The 15,750-nt window shown below is 67.8% G+C and carries 16 protein-coding genes; 5 read left to right on the top strand and 11 right to left on the bottom strand.

The genetic code is table 11. The features are described from left to right. Window positions 1-70: 70 nt before the first annotated feature. From J0J01_RS26845 to J0J01_RS26815, 7 genes are all read right to left on the bottom strand, one after another. A complete protein-coding gene (locus J0J01_RS26845) occupies window positions 71-487 on the bottom strand; it encodes an iron-sulfur cluster assembly scaffold protein (RefSeq protein ID WP_296386411.1) in 417 nt (138 codons plus the stop codon). Then, entirely contained in the window at window positions 484-1,704 is a 1,221-nt protein-coding gene (locus J0J01_RS26840; protein ID WP_296386408.1) for a SufS family cysteine desulfurase, read from the bottom strand. Before J0J01_RS26840 ends, J0J01_RS26845 begins: the two co-directional genes overlap by 4 nt. A 100-nt stretch (window positions 1,705-1,804) precedes the next feature. Next, on the bottom strand, window positions 1,805-3,457 hold the full coding sequence (locus J0J01_RS26835; RefSeq protein WP_296386406.1) for a molybdopterin-binding/glycosyltransferase family 2 protein: 1,653 nt from the start codon (window positions 3,455-3,457) through the stop codon (window positions 1,805-1,807). Further along, window positions 3,454-4,182: an XdhC family protein gene (locus J0J01_RS26830; RefSeq protein ID WP_296386404.1), complete on the bottom strand. Its 729-nt coding sequence runs from the start codon at window positions 4,180-4,182 to the stop codon at window positions 3,454-3,456. Before J0J01_RS26830 ends, J0J01_RS26835 begins: the two co-directional genes overlap by 4 nt. Continuing rightward, on the bottom strand, window positions 4,182-4,502 hold the full coding sequence (locus J0J01_RS26825; RefSeq protein ID WP_296386402.1) for an XdhC family protein: 321 nt from the start codon (window positions 4,500-4,502) through the stop codon (window positions 4,182-4,184). The genes J0J01_RS26830 and J0J01_RS26825 overlap by 1 nt, the downstream gene beginning before the upstream one ends. A 3-nt stretch (window positions 4,503-4,505) precedes the next feature. Then, the gene (locus tag J0J01_RS26820; protein ID WP_296386400.1) at window positions 4,506-5,717 is read right to left on the bottom strand and encodes a VWA domain-containing protein; all 1,212 of its coding nucleotides are present in this window, start codon (window positions 5,715-5,717) and stop codon (window positions 4,506-4,508) included. Between the two features lie 143 nt (window positions 5,718-5,860). Next, window positions 5,861-6,784, bottom strand: coding sequence for a MoxR family ATPase (locus J0J01_RS26815; RefSeq protein WP_296386398.1), 924 nt, complete (start codon window positions 6,782-6,784; stop codon window positions 5,861-5,863). 55 nt (window positions 6,785-6,839) lie between these two features. Between J0J01_RS26815 and fabG the strand changes: the two genes are divergently transcribed. Further along, a complete protein-coding gene (fabG, locus tag J0J01_RS26810) occupies window positions 6,840-7,583 on the top strand; it encodes a 3-oxoacyl-ACP reductase FabG (RefSeq protein WP_296386396.1) in 744 nt (247 codons plus the stop codon). Beyond that, the gene (locus tag J0J01_RS26805; protein ID WP_296386394.1) at window positions 7,583-8,995 is read left to right on the top strand and encodes an amidase; all 1,413 of its coding nucleotides are present in this window, start codon (window positions 7,583-7,585) and stop codon (window positions 8,993-8,995) included. Before fabG ends, J0J01_RS26805 begins: the two co-directional genes overlap by 1 nt. On the opposite strand, the gene prpB is transcribed toward J0J01_RS26805, so the two are convergent. The 4 genes from prpB to J0J01_RS26785 are packed head-to-tail and all read right to left on the bottom strand — an operon-like array spanning window position 8,992 to window position 11,829. Beyond that, entirely contained in the window at window positions 8,992-9,912 is a 921-nt protein-coding gene (gene prpB, locus J0J01_RS26800) for a methylisocitrate lyase (protein ID WP_296386392.1), read from the bottom strand. The genes J0J01_RS26805 and prpB overlap by 4 nt on opposite strands. A gap of 11 nt (window positions 9,913-9,923) precedes the next feature. After that, on the bottom strand, window positions 9,924-10,814 hold the full coding sequence (locus J0J01_RS26795) for a DMT family transporter (protein WP_296386390.1): 891 nt from the start codon (window positions 10,812-10,814) through the stop codon (window positions 9,924-9,926). Continuing rightward, complete coding sequence (locus J0J01_RS26790; RefSeq protein ID WP_296386388.1) at window positions 10,799-11,458, bottom strand: DUF1007 family protein; 660 nt, start codon at window positions 11,456-11,458, stop codon at window positions 10,799-10,801. The genes J0J01_RS26795 and J0J01_RS26790 overlap by 16 nt, the downstream gene beginning before the upstream one ends. Continuing rightward, window positions 11,455-11,829 (bottom strand): acyl-CoA thioesterase, encoded by a 375-nt coding sequence (locus J0J01_RS26785; protein WP_296386386.1) that lies wholly within the window; start codon window positions 11,827-11,829, stop codon window positions 11,455-11,457. Before J0J01_RS26785 ends, J0J01_RS26790 begins: the two co-directional genes overlap by 4 nt. A gap of 106 nt (window positions 11,830-11,935) precedes the next feature. Here J0J01_RS26785 and parE point away from each other — a divergent pair, with 106 nt between their 5' ends. Genes parE through J0J01_RS26770 form a run of 3 tightly spaced genes read left to right on the top strand, consistent with a single transcriptional unit; the run spans window position 11,936 to window position 15,607 of the window. Further along, entirely contained in the window at window positions 11,936-13,951 is a 2,016-nt protein-coding gene (parE, locus tag J0J01_RS26780) for a DNA topoisomerase IV subunit B (protein ID WP_296386384.1), read from the top strand. Between the two features lie 14 nt (window positions 13,952-13,965). Beyond that, entirely contained in the window at window positions 13,966-14,526 is a 561-nt protein-coding gene (locus tag J0J01_RS26775) for a hypothetical protein (RefSeq protein ID WP_296386382.1), read from the top strand. A gap of 40 nt (window positions 14,527-14,566) precedes the next feature. Further along, window positions 14,567-15,607, top strand: a complete 1,041-nt coding sequence (locus J0J01_RS26770) for a quinone-dependent dihydroorotate dehydrogenase (protein ID WP_296386381.1) — start codon at window positions 14,567-14,569, stop codon at window positions 15,605-15,607. The last annotated feature ends 143 nt before the right edge of the window (window positions 15,608-15,750 follow it).

Below are 15,750 nucleotides of genomic sequence, written 5' to 3'. Positions count from 1 at the left end.
GCCGGCTAAGCTGAAGGCGGACTGTGACACAACCGGGGCGGTTCCGGGGAAAAGTCAGGCGCGCTCCCAGCTAAGACAGTGCGTCCTTCAGGGCCTCGAACGGCAGCAGCACGCATTCGTGCCGCGACTTGTGGCTGGCGACCGGCTCGAAGGCGTCGAAAGGCTCGTGCGCCTTGCCCGCTTCGCGGCCGATCGCGCGCTCGGCGTCGTGGCGCAGCTCGGCGATGCCTGACGCGTCGCGACCGACGGCCGTCTTGGCGAGCGCCGCGGCCGACGCCTGGCACAGCAGGCAGCCGCGGACCTGGTGGGCGATCTCCGCGATCTTACCGTTGTCGAGCGTGACGTCGATGGTCACCCGATCGCCGCACAGCGGGTTGTCGCGGCGCGCCGATTTGGTCGGCGACGCCAGCTTGCCGGCGCCCGTCTTCGACTTGGCGAGCGCAACGATGCGCGCCTGGTAAAGCTCTGATGACTGATACTCACTCATCGCAGGGTGGTCGCCGCATGCCTCACGCCCGTCAGCAGGACGTCGATATCGCTGTTGTCGTTGTAGGGCGCGATCGACACGCGCGTCGTGCCGTCGAGATCGAAGCGGTCCATCAGCGGCTGGGCGCAGTGATGGCCGGCGCGCACCGCGACGCCGAACGAATCGAGGGTCTGCGCCACGTCGTGCGGGTGCACGCCGTCGAGCAAGAAGGACACGACCGGATAGCGGTTCTGCAGGCTGGCCGGGCCCAGGATCTGCGTGCCGTCGATCTTCTGCAGGCCGTCGAGCACGCGCTGCACCAGGCCCATCTCGTGCTCGTGGGTCGCCGTCCAGTCGAGCGCCGCCATCCAGTTGCAGGCGGCCCCCAGGCCGATCGCGGGTCCGATCGGCGGCGTCCCGGCCTCGAAGCGGCGCGGCGGCGGCGCCCAGGTCGTCTCGGCGAGGGTCACGCGGCCGATCATCGAGCCGCCGCCATGGAACGGCGGCATGGCGTCCAGCAGCTCCGGCCTGGCCCACAGCACGCCGATGCCGTTGGGGCCGTACGCCTTGTGGCCGGCGAAGACGTAGAAATCGACACCGAGCGCCTTGAGGTCTAGCGGCCCGTGCGGCGCGCGCTGGGCGCCGTCGAGCATCACCTTGGCGCCGACCGCCTTCGCCGCCTCCACGACCTTGCGCACGTCGAGCAGCGCGCCGGTGACGTTGGAGACATGGGCGAGCGAGATCAGTCTGGTCTCGGAGGTCAGCATCTTCGACAATGCGCCGAGATCGATCTGGCCGTCGGTCGTCACGGGCAGCATGTCGAGCTCGATGCCGCTCCGTTGCCGCAGGAGTTGCCACGGCACGATGTTGGAATGGTGTTCGAGCTCGGAGATCAGGACGCGGTCGCCGCGCTTGAGGAGCGGGCCGTATGAGTAGGCGACGAGATTGATCGCCGCGGTGCAGCCGCCGGTGAAGACGATCTCCATCGGCTCCACGCCGAGGAACCTCGCCACATCGGCGCGGGCATTCTCGTAGAGCTCGGTCGCGCGCTCGGCCAGGCGATGAACGCCGCGCAGCACGTTGGCGCGGCTGGTGGTCTCGTAGGACCGCACCGCGTCGATCACGGCGAGCGGCGTCTGCGCCGAGGCGCCGTTGTCGAGGTAATGCACCGGCCTGCCGTCGATGATCTCGGACAGGATCGGGAACTGACGCCGGACCTTGGCGATGTCGAAGGTCATGGCCTTGTCGTCCTGAGCGCAGCGAAGGACCTCAATGCGGTTCTTCGTGATGGAATGCCGACATGAAGTGATGGAAGCGTCATGAGATCCTTCGCTTCGCTCAGGATGACAGAGGGCGCGCGCGCCACGCCGCCAGCGCCTCGGGCGTGTCGATGTCGGTGATCGCGGCCTCGCCGCTCATCTCGACTTCGCAAACCAGGTCGGTGTGCTCGCCGATCAGGTGCTTGGCGCCGGTGTCGCCCGACACCTTGGCCATCTCGGCGAAGAAACGGCGGTCCCACAGGACCGGATTGCCGCGCTTGCCGCCGACAGTCGGCACGCAGATCGAGCGGCCCTCGACCGGGCTGAACGCGGCCATCAGGCGGTCGAGCAGCATCGAGTTGACGCCGGGCATGTCGCCGAGCTGGACGATCGCGGCGTCAACGTCCCCGCCCAGCGCGGCAATGCCGGTGCGCACCGAGGTGCTGAGGCCGTCGGCGAAGTCGGGGTTGGTGACGAAACGGAGCTTGGCGTTCGTGCCGATGGCCTGCTCGATCGCGGCCCTCACCTGATCCGCCATGTGGCCCAGCACGACAACGACCTCGACCGCCTGCGAGGCGAGTGCCGCCGTCGCCGCATGCACCACCAGCGGTGCGCCGTCGGTCTCCTGCAGCAGCTTGTTGGGGCCGCCCATGCGCGTCGAGCGGCCGGCAGCGAGCAGCAGCACGGCAACGCGCGGCGCGGCCTGCGGCCCCGCCTCCTCGCCTTCGTCGTCGCGCGGCTGCGGCCGGGTGGAGATCTCGGCGAGCAGGCCGCCCGCCCCCATCTTCACGATCTCGGCGCGGCCGACCGGCAGCCCGGCGGCGAGCCGCTCGAGCACCATGTCGAAGCCGTTGTACTTGGGCGACTTGGCGCAGCCCGGCAGGCCGAGCACCGGCTTGCCGTCGAGCTCGCCGGTCAGCAGCAGGTTGCCCGGATCGACCGGCATGCCGAAATGGATGACGTTGCCGCCGGCCTGCTCGATGCCCGACGGCACCACGTCGTGGCGGTCGACGATCGCGGAGGCACCGGCGACCAGATAGATGTCGCAACCCTCCTTCTTCAGTTCCTTGAGCGCCTCGGCGATCGCGGCGGCGTCGTGATCGACGCGGCGTTCGCCGACCAGCGTGCTGCCGAGCGACGTCAGGCGCTTGCCGGTCGTGGTCACCGCCTTGTCGAGCGCCTTGTCGCGCGTGCCTGGCAGCTTGGTCTGCACCAGGCCGGCGCGCATCGGCTTGAACGGCGCCACCGAGACCATCGGCTGGTTGCTCGCCTTGGCGACCTTGATCGCGCGGTCGACGGCGGCGCGCGGCGCGGCATAGGGGATGATCTTCACCGTCGCCACCATCTGGCGCGGCGTCACGCGTGCATAGGGCGGCAGGGTCGCGACGGTTACCGATTCATCCAGCTCGTTCAGCGCATCGACCCGTTGCCGGTCGATCACCGCCACGCCGGCTTCCTTGGCGAAATGGTTGCAGCGACCAGTGAACGGCGCGGTGATCTCGATGCCGCCGCCGGCGAGTGCCCGCGCGACCGATTCGGCCGCGTGGTCCTCGTGGATGTCGCCCGGCTCCAGGCGGGCGGCGACCACGCTCGAGGCGCCGGCCGTCTTGAGCTTGGCGACGTCCTCGGCCGACAGCCGCCGGCCCTTGGAAAAGTTGACTCCGTTCGCACGCCAGCTGTGCGCCAGGATGGCGCCGGTAGCCTCGTCGATCGGAGTGTCGCCGAACCTCACGCTGCCGCCACCTTCGGCGCAGAGAGTGCCTCGAGACGGCGCGCCCGCACCTCGATGATCTGGCCGAGGATCGACACGGCGATCTCCGCCGGCGACTTGGCACCGATGTTCAGGCCGACCGGCCCATGGATGCGCGCGAACATCTCGTCGGTGATGCCGACTTCGCTGAGGCGCTCCTTGCGCTTGGCGTGGGTGCGCTTGCTGCCCAGAGCGCCGACATAGAAGACGTCGGACTTCAGCGCCGATTCGAGCGCCGGGTCGTCGAGCTTGGGATCGTGGGTCAGGGTCACGACGGCGGTCGAGACATCGAGGCCCATCTCCTGGAAGGCCTCGTCGGCCCAGTCCTTGATCACCTTCACGCCGGGGAAGCGCTGGGTGGTCGCCCAGGCGCCGCGCGGATCGACCACGGTGACGTCGAACTCGAGCATGGTCGCCATCGGCGCCAGCGACTGCGCGATATGCACCGCGCCGACGATGATCAATCGCGGCGGCGGCACATACACGTTGAGGAAGATCTTGGCGCCGCCGATGTCGACGGTCTCGCTCTTGCCGATATCCATGGCCCGGTGCGCCGCCGACACGATGGCAGCGTCGCCGGCGAGCTCGCCCTTGGCGTCGTCGCGGTAGACCAGCGCTTCGGCCGCATCGCTGAGGCGGGTGGCGAGCGCCACCGCCCGCCGCTTGGCCCGCGCGTCCTGCAGGGCAGCGAGGGTTTCGGCCTTCATCAGTTCACCTTCTCGACGAAGACCTGGACCTTGCCGCCGCAGGCGAGGCCGACATCCCAGGCCTGCTCGTCGGTGACGCCGAAATCGAGCAGCCGCGGCTTGCCGTCCTTGATCGCATCGAGCGCTTCCTTGACGACGGCGCCTTCGATGCAGCCGCCGGACACCGAGCCCACCATGTTGCCGGCATCGTCGACGCCGAGCTGGCTGCCGACGGGCCGCGGCGAGGAACCCCAGGTGACGATCACGGTGGCCACGGCGACGCCCTTGCCGTCCGCCTTCCATCTGCCGACCTGATCGAGAACTTCCAGCGCATCGCTCATGGTCTACTCCTTGCGCAATTCGGTCTGCCAATTCGCCAGCCGGCGGTCGCCGGCCACTGACGGATGGGTGTCGATCGCGGCAATCAGCCCAGCCAGGCTTTCGAGATTGTGCACCGGCCGGAATTCGTCGACATGGGGCAGCATCGCCTTGTTGCCCTGGGACTTGGGTTCATAGGCCCCGTATCGCAAGAGCGGGTTCAGCCAGATGAGGCGGCTGCAGGATTTGTGCAGGCGCTCCATCTCCTCGGTGAGCCCGGCCGCGCCTTCGCGATCGAGCCCGTCCGTGATCAACAAGACGACGGCGCCCTGGCCCAACACCCTCCGCGACCATTTGTTGTTGAACTCGTGCAGCGCCTGGCCGATGCGCGTGCCGCCGGACCAATCTTCCACCTGTTGCGAGGCTTTGGCCAGCGCTATATCCACGTCCCTATAACGCAGGGCCCGCGTGACGTTGTTCAGCCGGGTGCCGAAAGTGAAGCAAAAAACCCTGTCGCGATCGTTGGTGATCGCGTGCATGAAGTGCAGGAACATCCGCGTGTAGCGCGCCATCGAGCCGGAGATGTCGCACAGGATCACCAATGGCGGCGGCCGGCGGCGCGGCTTGCGCTTGCGCAGCTCGATCAGACCCTCGGGCCGCAGAGCCCTGCGCAGCGTGGCGCGGAAATCGACCCGCGGGCCGCGGCGGGCCGACTCGTGGCGGCGGGTCTTGCGCTCGGGCACCGGCAGGCGCATGCGGGCGATCGCCCTCAGCGCCTCGTCGATCTCGGCCTGGGTCATCTGCTCGAAGTCGCGGTGCTGCAGGACCTCACGATCGGAAACGGTGAAGGTCGCCTCGATCTCGACCTCGGGCGGCTCGTCCTCGCCCTTCGGCGCCTCGCCCTGCCCCGGCGACAAAGCGTCCTGCAGGCGGCGGCTCAACTCCTTGCGCTTCTCCGGATCCTCCGGGACGGAGACCTGCGGCAGCAGCATCTCCATCATCTTCTCGAGCAGGCGCGGATTGCGCCAATAGACGTGGAAGGCCTGGTCGAAGATCTCGCGCTGGTCGCGGCGGTTCACGAACACCGAGTGTAGCGTCCAGTAGAAGTCGTCGCGCTTCTTGAGGCCGGCGGTCTCGACCGCCTCGACGGCGCGCAGCACCTGGCCGGGACCGACCCTGAGGCCCGCCGTGCGCAAGGTGCGGGCGAAATGGACGATGTTGGTGGCGAGCTTGTCCATCGCCTACCCCGTCGCCGTCGTCCCGACCGGAGCCGAGCGCAGCGAGGCGCAGTGGAGGGACCTTGTCTTGTGGCAGGCGCGACAAAGAACAGGTCCCTCGACTTCGCTTCGCTCCGCTCGGGACGACGGGGGGAGCATCACGACTACCCCAACGGCTCCGCCGCGATGTCGGCCTTGACCTTGCGCAGGATGTCGGCGGCTTCCGAGCCCTGCAGGCGCTGGATGTCGTCCTGGTACTTCAGCAGCACGCCCAGCGTATCGTTGACGCTCCTGGGATCGAGATCGAGCGTGTTCAGCTCCGAAAGCGCCGTCGCCCAGTCGATCGATTCGGCGACGCCTGGAGACTTGAACAGGTCGAGCTTGCGCAGCTCCTGGACGAAGCCGACGACCTGGCGCGACAGCCGCTCGCTGGCGCCCGGCGCCTTCACCGTGAGGATCTCCAGCTCGCGCCTGAGGTCGGGATAGTCGACCCAGTGGTAGAAGCAGCGGCGCTTCAGCGCGTCATGGATCTCGCGCGTGCGGTTGGACGTGATGATCACGATCGGCGTTTGCGCGGCCTTGATCGTGCCGAGCTCCGGGATCGTGACCTGGAAGTCGGACAGCACCTCGAGCAGGTAGGCCTCGAACGGCTCGTCGGTGCGGTCCAGCTCGTCGATCAGCAGGATCGGCGCGCCCTCGGCGTGCGGCTGCAGCGCTTCGAGAAGCGGACGACGGATCAGGAAGCGCTCGTCGAAGATATCCGATTCGAGCTCGCGGCGATCCTGCACGCCCTGCGCCTCGGCGAGGCGGATCTCGATCATCTGGCGCGAGTAGTTCCACTCGTAAACCGCCGAATTGACGTCGAGGCCTTCGTAGCATTGCAGGCGAATCAGCGGACGTTTCAGCGTCGCGGCCAGCACCTTGGCGATTTCGGTCTTGCCGACGCCGGCCTCGCCTTCGCAGAACAAGGGGCGGCCGAGCTTCAGCGCGAGATACAAGACGGTCGCGAGGCTGCGGTCGGCAATGTAGTTGCCGCTCTTGAGCAGCTCGAGTGTGGCGTCGATGGACGCGGGTTTGTCGGAGGGCATGTCCCTCCGATATGATGCGGAAACTGCGTCAATTCAAGCGTTTAGGGGAGGAAGCATGGCGTCCGACATGTTCAAGGGCCGCACCGCCGTGGTAACCGGCGGCGCGCGCGGAATCGGCCTCGCCTGCGCTGCGAAAATCGCCGCCGGCGGAGGCCGGGTGGCGCTGTGGGACCGCGACATGGACCGTGCGAAGCAGTCGGCCGCGTCGCTCGGCGATGCGATCGCCGTCGAGGTCGATGTCACGAGCGAACAATCAATCAATGTTGCACTGGCCAAGACCGAGAAGGATCTCGCGGCGCCCGACATCCTCGTCGCCAGCGCGGGCATTACCGGGCCCAACGCAACGGTCATCCAGTATCCGGTCGATGCCTGGAAGCAGGTGCTCGACATCAACCTGACCGGCGTGTTCCTGAGCAACCGCGCGGTCGCGCCGGGCATGGTCAAACGCGGCTGGGGCCGCATCGTCAACATCGCCTCGGTCGCGGGCAAGGAAGGCAACCCCAACGCTTCGGCCTACTCGGCCTCGAAGGCCGGCGTGATCGGGCTGACCAAGTCGCTTGGCAAGGAACTTGCGACGAGCGGCGTGCTGGTGAACTGCGTGGCGCCGGCGGTGGTGAAGACAGAGTTGTTCAGCCAGATGACCGAGCAGCACATCCAGTACATGCTGTCCAAGATCCCGATGAACCGCTTCGGCGAAGTCGACGAGGTGGCCGAGATGGTGGCGTGGCTCGCCTCCCCGCTCTGCACCTTCGCGACCGGCGCGGCGTTCGATCTCTCCGGCGGAAGGGCGACCTACTGATGAGCGGCGGACTGCATGACTTGACCCTGACGGAGCTGGCAGCGGGCCTCTCCGCCAAGAAGTTCTCCTCGCGCGAGATCGCCGAAGCCCTGCTTGTCCGGATCGCCAGGGCGGACGGCAAGCTGCATGCCTTCAACGAGGTCTACGTCGAGGAAGCGCGCGCAATGGCCGACGCCGCCGACACCGCGCGCGCGGGAGGCTTTCCGCTCGGGCCGCTGCACGGCTTGCCGATGGCCTACAAGGACCTGTGCGACATCAAGGGCCGCGTCGGCACCGGCGGCTCGAAGATGTGGGAGAAGCGGGTCGCGACCGAGACCTCGGCCACGGTCGAGCGGCTGACGGCCGCGGGCATGTTCCCGCTCGGCAAGCTGCACATGGTCGAGTTCGCTTTCGGCGGCTGGGGCACCAACCCGCTGATGGGTGCGCCGGTCAATCCGTGGGACCTCGAGACCCATCGCACGGCGGGCGGCTCGTCGAGCGGCACCGGTGTGGCGGTTGCCGCTCGCCTGGCGCCGGCCGGCATCGGCAGCGACACCGGCGGGTCGGTGCGCATCCCTTGCGCATTCAACGGGCTCGTGGGCCTGAAGGTCACCTTCGGCCGCATCAGCCTGCACGGCACGATGCTCTTGAGCTGGACGCTCGATTCGATCGGCCCGATGGCACGCAGCGTCGAGGACTGCGCCCTTTTGTTGAATGCGCTGGCCGCACCCGATCCACGCGACCCGACGACGCTCGACCAGCCGCTGGAGGATTTCACCCTGGCGACCAAGGGCGGCTCGATCGAGGGGTTGCGCATCGCGGTTCCGGATTCGAAGCAGTTGCCGGACTTCATGCATCCCGACGTGACACGGGCCTGGCAGACGGCGGCGCGCACCTTCGAGAGCCTGGGCGCGACGGTCGAGGCGGTGCGCCTGCCTTCGTGGTTCTTCGACATGGCGCAGGCGGCGGGTACGATCTCGACGTCGGAGATGTTCTCCCTGCACCGCGACTGGATCGAGGACATGAGCAAGCCGATCGGCCCCGGCGTGCGCGGCCGTGCGCTGCTCGGCAGGCACTTCCTGCCGGGCGCCTATGCCGAGGAGCTGCGCCGCATGAAGCAGCGCCGCGCCGAGTTCGCCCAGTGGATGAAGCCCTACGACGCCCTGCTGGTCCCGACCAATGCGGTGCCGGCGATCCCGCTGTCGGAGGTCGAGGAGACCTCGCCGATCCCGGGCTACCTGACGCGGCCGGGCAACTACCTCGGCCTGTGTGCGCTAGCGATGCCCAGCGGCTTCTCGGGCGGGCTGCCGGTCGGCATCCAGATCGTCGGCAAGCCCTACGCCGAAGCCGACGTGCTGAAGCTCGGCAAGGCATTCCAGGACGCGACCGACTTCCACCGTCGCGCCCCGGATCTTTCGAGCCTCGGACTCTAACGCTGCGGCATGCCCTGCGGGACGACCGTCTGCACGATCGAGGCGTCCAACGCCTCGTACTGGTGATAGCCGATCGTCTCGTAGAGCTCGGCGCGGGTCTGCATCTCGCCGATCATGTTCTGGGCGCCGCCGTCGCGCTTGATGGCGGCGTAGAGCTTGGCCTGCGCCTTGTTGGCGACGCGGAAGGCCGACACCGGCCAGATCACCATGCGATAGCCCATTGCCTCGAACTCCGAGGCGGTGAAGAATGGCGTGCGGCCGAACTCGGTCATGTTGGCGAGCAGCTTGACGCCCGGCATCGCCTGGGCGAAGGCGCGGAACATCTCGGCGTTGATCAGCGCCTCGGGGAAGATCGCGTCGGCGCCGGCCTCGAGGTAGCGCCTGGCGCGGGCGACCGCGCCGTCAATGCCCTCGCTCGCCGCGGCATCGGTGCGGGCGACGATCACCAGGTCGCGCCGCGCCTTGGCGGCGGCATGGACCTTGGCCGCCATGTCGTGCGGCTCGGCGAGCTTCTTGTCGTTGAGATGGCCGCACTTCTTGGGGAGAAGCTGGTCCTCGATATGGACGGCGCCCGCCCCTGCCTCCTCGAAGGCGCGGACCATGTGCATGACGTTCAGCGCCTCGCCGTAGCCGGTGTCGCCGTCGACCAGCAGCGGCAGGCCGCTCGCCCGCGTGACCTGGCGGATGAAGAAGCAGACCTCGTCGACCGTGATGACGCCGAGGTCGGGCAAGCCCATCGATGCCGACATGGCCGCGCCCGAGAGGTAGATCGCCTCGAAGCCCGCCTTCTTGGCCTGCAGGGCGGCGAGGCCGTTGTGCGTGCCGGGCATCGGCAGGATGCCGGGACGCCCGAGCAATGCCCGGAAGCGGGCGCCGGCCGACTCCTTCGGCAGATCTGACGCGACGAGATACGGCATGCTCTCCTCCTTCAGGCACTCTTTCGGCGGCCCTGCCATCCCACGAGCAGGCCGGCAGCGATGATCACGGCGCTGCCGAGCCAAGTATAGAAATCCGGGATCTCCGCGAACATCAGGTAACCGATCGCGACCGAGCCGATCATCTGCGTGTAGTTCAAGGGCGCGATCAGGTTGGCCGGCGCGTAACTGAAGGCTCGCGCCACGCAGTAGTGGCCGAAGCCGCCCGAGATGCCCAGGGACACCATCATCGCCAGGTCGAGCCAGTTGTCCGGCGTCCGCCAATGGAACGGCACGACGAATGACGTCACCAGCGTGCAGCCGAGCGCGCAATAGAAGGCCGTGGTCGCCGGCGAGTCGACGGCGGCGACCCGTCGGACGACGATCTGGTAGATCGCGTAGAAAATGGCGCTCGCGAGCATCATCAGCGAGGCCCACTGGAAGACCGCGCTGCCGGGGCGGATGACGATCATCACGCCGGCAAAGCCGATCACGACCGACGCCAGCCGCAGGAACGTGATGCGCTCACCGAGCAGCGGCCAGGCGAGGAAGGTCACGGCGAGCGGCGCGACGAACGAGATGGCGATCGCCTCCGTGACGCCGATGTACTTTGCCGAGCTGAAGAAGAAGAGCGTCGAGCCGAGCAGCCCCACCGAGCAGATCACCTGCTGCATGGGTGCCCTGGTGCGCAGGAGCGCCGAACCGCGACGCGGCAGGAAGACGACGCACATCAGGGCGAGATGCACGGCGAGCCGGACCCACACGACCTGCTGGAAGGGATAGATGCCGGTCAGCAGCTTCACGAAGGCGTTCTGGACCGGGAACAGCGCGCAGGCCACGCACATGAAGAAGATGCCGAGCCACGGACGGTACGCGGGTGCCGGCGGCGTCAAGGAAGGCGGCACGTCACCCTGTCCGCATGCACCGGCTGTCCGGGAACGAACTCCGATTTGTAGGTCGGATGCTTGTCGAGCGCGCACTGCGCCGGCAGCGACGCCTTGTCGACCTCGAAGCGGATCATGTCGTCGACGTCGTAGGTCGTGATGGTGAAGGTCCGGGCGGGCTGCGGCAGCGTGAAGCGGAACGTGTAGACCAGGTTGCGCGGCGGGCCCGCGGCGGGATCGGCGGGCTGCTCCTGGCGCTTGTTCTCGGGCATCTTCTCGCCGTCGCCAGCCGTGCGATCCCATTCGGGCGGCTTGAAGGTCGCGGGGTTCTCGATCGCGGCGGTGAAGACGCTGGTCGTCCGGGGCTGAAAGTCGTTGTCGCCGGTGTTCAGCCAGGTCTGGAAGCCGAACTGCTGCAGGCTCGGCATGGTGTCGCGCACCAGCAGCGCGAGTTCCTCGGGCGAGATCTTGCCGTCCTTGTCCTCGTCGATCGCGGGAATCTCGTCCTCGCTCGCATAAGGATCGAAGCGCCATTCGATCTCGACCTGTGTGTAGGCGCCCTGCTCCTCGATCACGCGCACCGCCTGCGAAATGATCACGTGCGGATGGGCCGTGGCAAACGTGGGCGCCAGGACCATGGCAGCCGCGAGGGCAGCGAGCTTCATGGCCTTACTTGCCGTGGCTTGCCGTCGTCGTCGATGGCCACGAACACGAAGGTGCCGTGCGTCACCTGAATGGGTGTCGGATCGAGCCGGCGCTGCACCACCGTCTCGAGGTCGATGGTGATCGAGGTCCGGCCGATCTTGCTCACCTCGCCGTAGATCGACACCAGGTCGCCGACCTTGATCGGCTGCACGAAGGTCATCGCCGTGATCGCCACGGTCGCCACCCGGCCGTGCGCCACCCGGGCCGCCAGGGTGCCGCCGGCGATATCCATCTGCGACAGCACCCAGCCGCCGAAAATGTCGCCATTTCCGTTCATGTCGGCAGGCTGCGGTACCGTGCGGATGATCGGGTCGCGCGGCGATTCGGACATGAGTTCCCCACCGGATGTGGTTGATTTTCGCGGGTTTTCCTACCATATCCGAGGGCGGAGCGGCCATCGACGACCCCCTCAATTGCCGCCGACGAAGACAAGAACCATGGCAAAGAACAACGACGACCTGTTCGAACGGTCCGGCGGCAAGCGTGCCGCCTCCAAGGACAATTCCTACACCGCGCGCGACATCGAGGTGCTGGAGGGGCTGGAGCCCGTCCGCAAGCGCCCCGGCATGTATATCGGCGGCACCGACGAGCGGGCGATGCACCATCTCGTCGCCGAGGTGCTGGACAACGCCATGGACGAAGCCGTGGCGGGCCATGCCGACACCATCCATGTCGAGATGCAGGCCGGCAACAAGGTGCTGATCCGCGACAACGGCCGCGGCATGCCGGTCGACCCGCATCCCAAGTTCAAGAACAAGTCGGCGCTGGAGGTCATCCTCACCACGCTCCATTCGGGCGGCAAGTTCAACAGCAAGGTCTACGCGACATCGGGCGGCCTGCACGGCGTCGGCGCGTCAGTGGTCAATGCGCTCTCGGACGAGCTCGTCGTCGAGGTGGCGCGCGACCGGCAATCCTGGGTCCAGACCTTCTCGCGCGGCAAGCCCGTGTCGAAGCTCAAGTCCAACGGCCCCGCTCCCAACCGGCGCGGCACGACCGTCACCTTCCATCCCGATACCGAGATCTTCGGCAAGCAGCAGTTCCAGCCCGAGCGGCTGTACCGCATGGCGCGCTCGAAGGCCTACCTGTTCCGCGGCGTCGAGATCCGTTGGCGCTGCGACAAGAGCCTGCTGCCCAAGGACGGCTCGGTGCCCGAGGAGGAATCGTTCCACTTCGAGGGCGGGCTGAAGGACTACCTGGTCTCGGAGATCGGCGCGCGGCCGACCGTGGTGCCGCAACCCTTCGCTGGCGAGGCCAAGAGCGAGACCAATGGTACCGCCGGCGGCAAGGTCGAATGGGCGGTGTGGTGGCCGAACGACGAGGAAGGCTTCGTCCGCTCCTACTGCAACACCGTGCCGACCGCCGAGGGCGGCACCCACGAATCGGGCTTCCGCAGCGCCCTGGTCCGCGGCCTGAAGCGCTACGCCGAGCTGACGAACAACCGCAAGGGCGGGATCATCACCGCCGATGATGTCATCGACGGCGCCGCCGGCCTGGTCTCGGTGTTCATCGAGCAGCCGCAGTTCCAGGGCCAGACCAAGGAGAAGCTGGTCAGCGTCGAGGCGACCAAGCTGGTCGAAGCGATCATCGGCGACAATTTCGAGCACTGGCTGGTTGGCGACAAGGAAGCCGGCACCGTCCTGCTGGAGCATGTGATCGGCAAGGCCGAGGAGCGGCTGCGCCGCAAGCAGGATCGCGAGCAGCAGCGCAAGACCGCGACCCGCAAGCTCCGCCTGCCCGGCAAGCTCGCCGACTGCAGCAACACCGCGGCCGACGGCACCGAGATCTTCCTGGTCGAGGGCGATTCGGCCGGCGGCTCGGCCAAGGCGGCGCGCAATCGCGAGACCCAGGCGATCCTCCCGTTGCGCGGCAAGATCCTGAACGTGGCCTCAGCGTCGGCCGACAAGCTGCGCGAAAACCAGGAAGTGCAGGACCTGATCCAGGCGCTGGGCTGCGGAACCGGCGCGCACTACAACGACGACCGGCTGCGCTACGAGCGCGTGATCATCATGACCGACGCCGACGTCGACGGCGCACACATCGCCTCGCTGCTGATGACCTTCTTCTATCGCGAGATGCCGAAGCTGATCGAGAACGGCCATCTCTTCCTCGCGCAACCTCCGCTTTATCGCATCACCAAGGGCGGCAAGACCGAATACGCCCAGGATGACGCCCAGAAAGACGAACTGCTGCGCACCACGTTCGGCGGCAAGGCCGATATCACGCGATTCAAGGGCCTGGGCGAGATGCAATCGGTGCATCTGCGCGAGACCACGATGGACCCGGCCAAGCGCGTGCTGCTCAAGGTCGACGTGCCGGTCGGCGCCGACACCGACGACCGGCGCGAGGCCATGCTCACACGAACTCTTGTCGAGGATTTGATGGGCCGTAAGCCGGAGAAGCGTTACGCTTTCATCCAGGAGAACGCCAAGTTCGCCCAAGACCTCGATGTCTAACCTGGATGTCTGAGATGACTTTGCTGAAGAAGATCGCGGCGGTTGCTGCCGCGCTGCTGCCCGTCGCGGCGTTCGCCGCCACGATCGGCAGCGTCGACTACGCCACGCAATACGACTACCGCGAGTTCTTCAACGCCGCCGACGGCAAGCCCTTCCGCGTCGTGCTGGCCGGGACGCCCTTCCCGGGCGCGACGGTCGACTCGGCCGCCGGCCCGCTGCTGGCCCAGATGCAGGCCGCCAAGCCCCAGCCGCGGCTCACCTTCACCTACGACGTGCCGTCCGAGCGGCCGCGCCCCGATTACCGGCTGGTGCTGGTGTTCGACGCGGCCGGTGACTTCGGTGCGCCGTCGGTCTGCGCCGGCGCCACGCCGCGCCTCAGGACCGGCACGCCCAGCCGCGTCAACGTGTTCGCCGTCTATTGCCGCAACGACCAGGCCCTGTCGCAGGCCACGGCCTGGACCGCTGCCACCGGTCCGGACGATCCGCGCCTGGGCGAGCTCTTCCGCGAGCTGTTCCCGGTACTGTTCAGCGACGCCATGGGATTGCGCCCGCAAACCGGCGGCAACATGCGCTAAAGCGCAACGCTCCACAGCGAACCTCTGCTAACCAGACGGCATGGGCTGGTACCGTGCCGCTGATCTCCTGCTGTCGCGCCTCGATGCCGAGGACGCGCATGGCCTCGCCATCCGCTCCCTGAAAAGCGGGCTGGTGCCGCGCGACCGCCGGCCCGATCCGCCAGCGCTCGCCGTGCAGGTCTGGGGCCGCAGCCTGCCCAACCCGATCGGCCTGGCGGCGGGCTTCGACAAGAATGCCGAAGTGCCAGATGCGCTGCTCGGCCTGGGCTTCGGTCTCGTCGAGATCGGCAGCGTCACGCCCCGGCCTCAGGAAGGCAATCCGCGGCCGCGCCTGTTCCGCCTGCCCGAGGATCGCGGTGTGATCAACCGCATGGGGTTTCCCGGGCATGGCCTGGATGCGGCGCTGCCACGGCTGAGGGCGAGACCGCGACAGGGCTTCGTCGGCGTCAATGTCGGCGCCAACAAGGACAGCACCGATCGCGCCGCCGACTATGTGACCTGCGCGGCCGCGCTGGCGCCGTTCGCCGACTATCTCGTCTGCAACGTGTCCTCGCCCAACACGCCGGGCCTGCGCAACCTGCAAGGCCGCGCCCAGCTCGCCGACCTGCTGAAGCGGATGCAGGATGCGATCGCCGCCAAGCCGGTGCCGCTGCTGGTGAAGATCGCGCCCGACGCCACGGACGACGACCTCGACGACATCGTCGCCGTCTGCCGCGACCTGCGGATGGACGGCATCATCGTCGGCAACACCACCCTGTCGCGCCCGGCGTCGCTGCGCGCGGCGCGGCGCGGCGAGACCGGCGGCCTGTCGGGCGCGCCGCTGACGGCGCTGTCGACCGAGGTGCTGCGCAAGACGGCACTGCGGGTCGAACGCCAGTTCCCGCTGGTCGGCTGCGGCGGCGTTGGCTCGGGCGCCGACGCCTATGCCAAGATCCGCGCCGGTGCGACCCTGGTGCAGCTCTATTCGATGCTGGTCTACGAGGGCCCGCCGCTTGTCCGCCGCATCAAGGATGAGCTGGCCGGCCTGCTTGCCCGCGACTGCTTCGCCTCGGTCGCCGATGCGGTCGGCGCCGATCTCTAGCAGACTGCTGAAGAACTCCTCACTGCGGAGTTTTTGGCCTTGGCGGGGCCCGATCACTGGAAAGTCTGGCGGCGTCAGGTGATCTGTCGATCCGTGGGAGCCGGGTCAGGCGGCCGTGAGCTTGGGGATTCGAACCAGATTGT

Source organism: Reyranella sp., assembly GCF_017305915.1.
Taxonomy (GTDB): Bacteria; Pseudomonadota; Alphaproteobacteria; order Reyranellales; family Reyranellaceae; genus Reyranella.
This window is presented reverse-complemented; position numbering and strand designations above follow the sequence as displayed.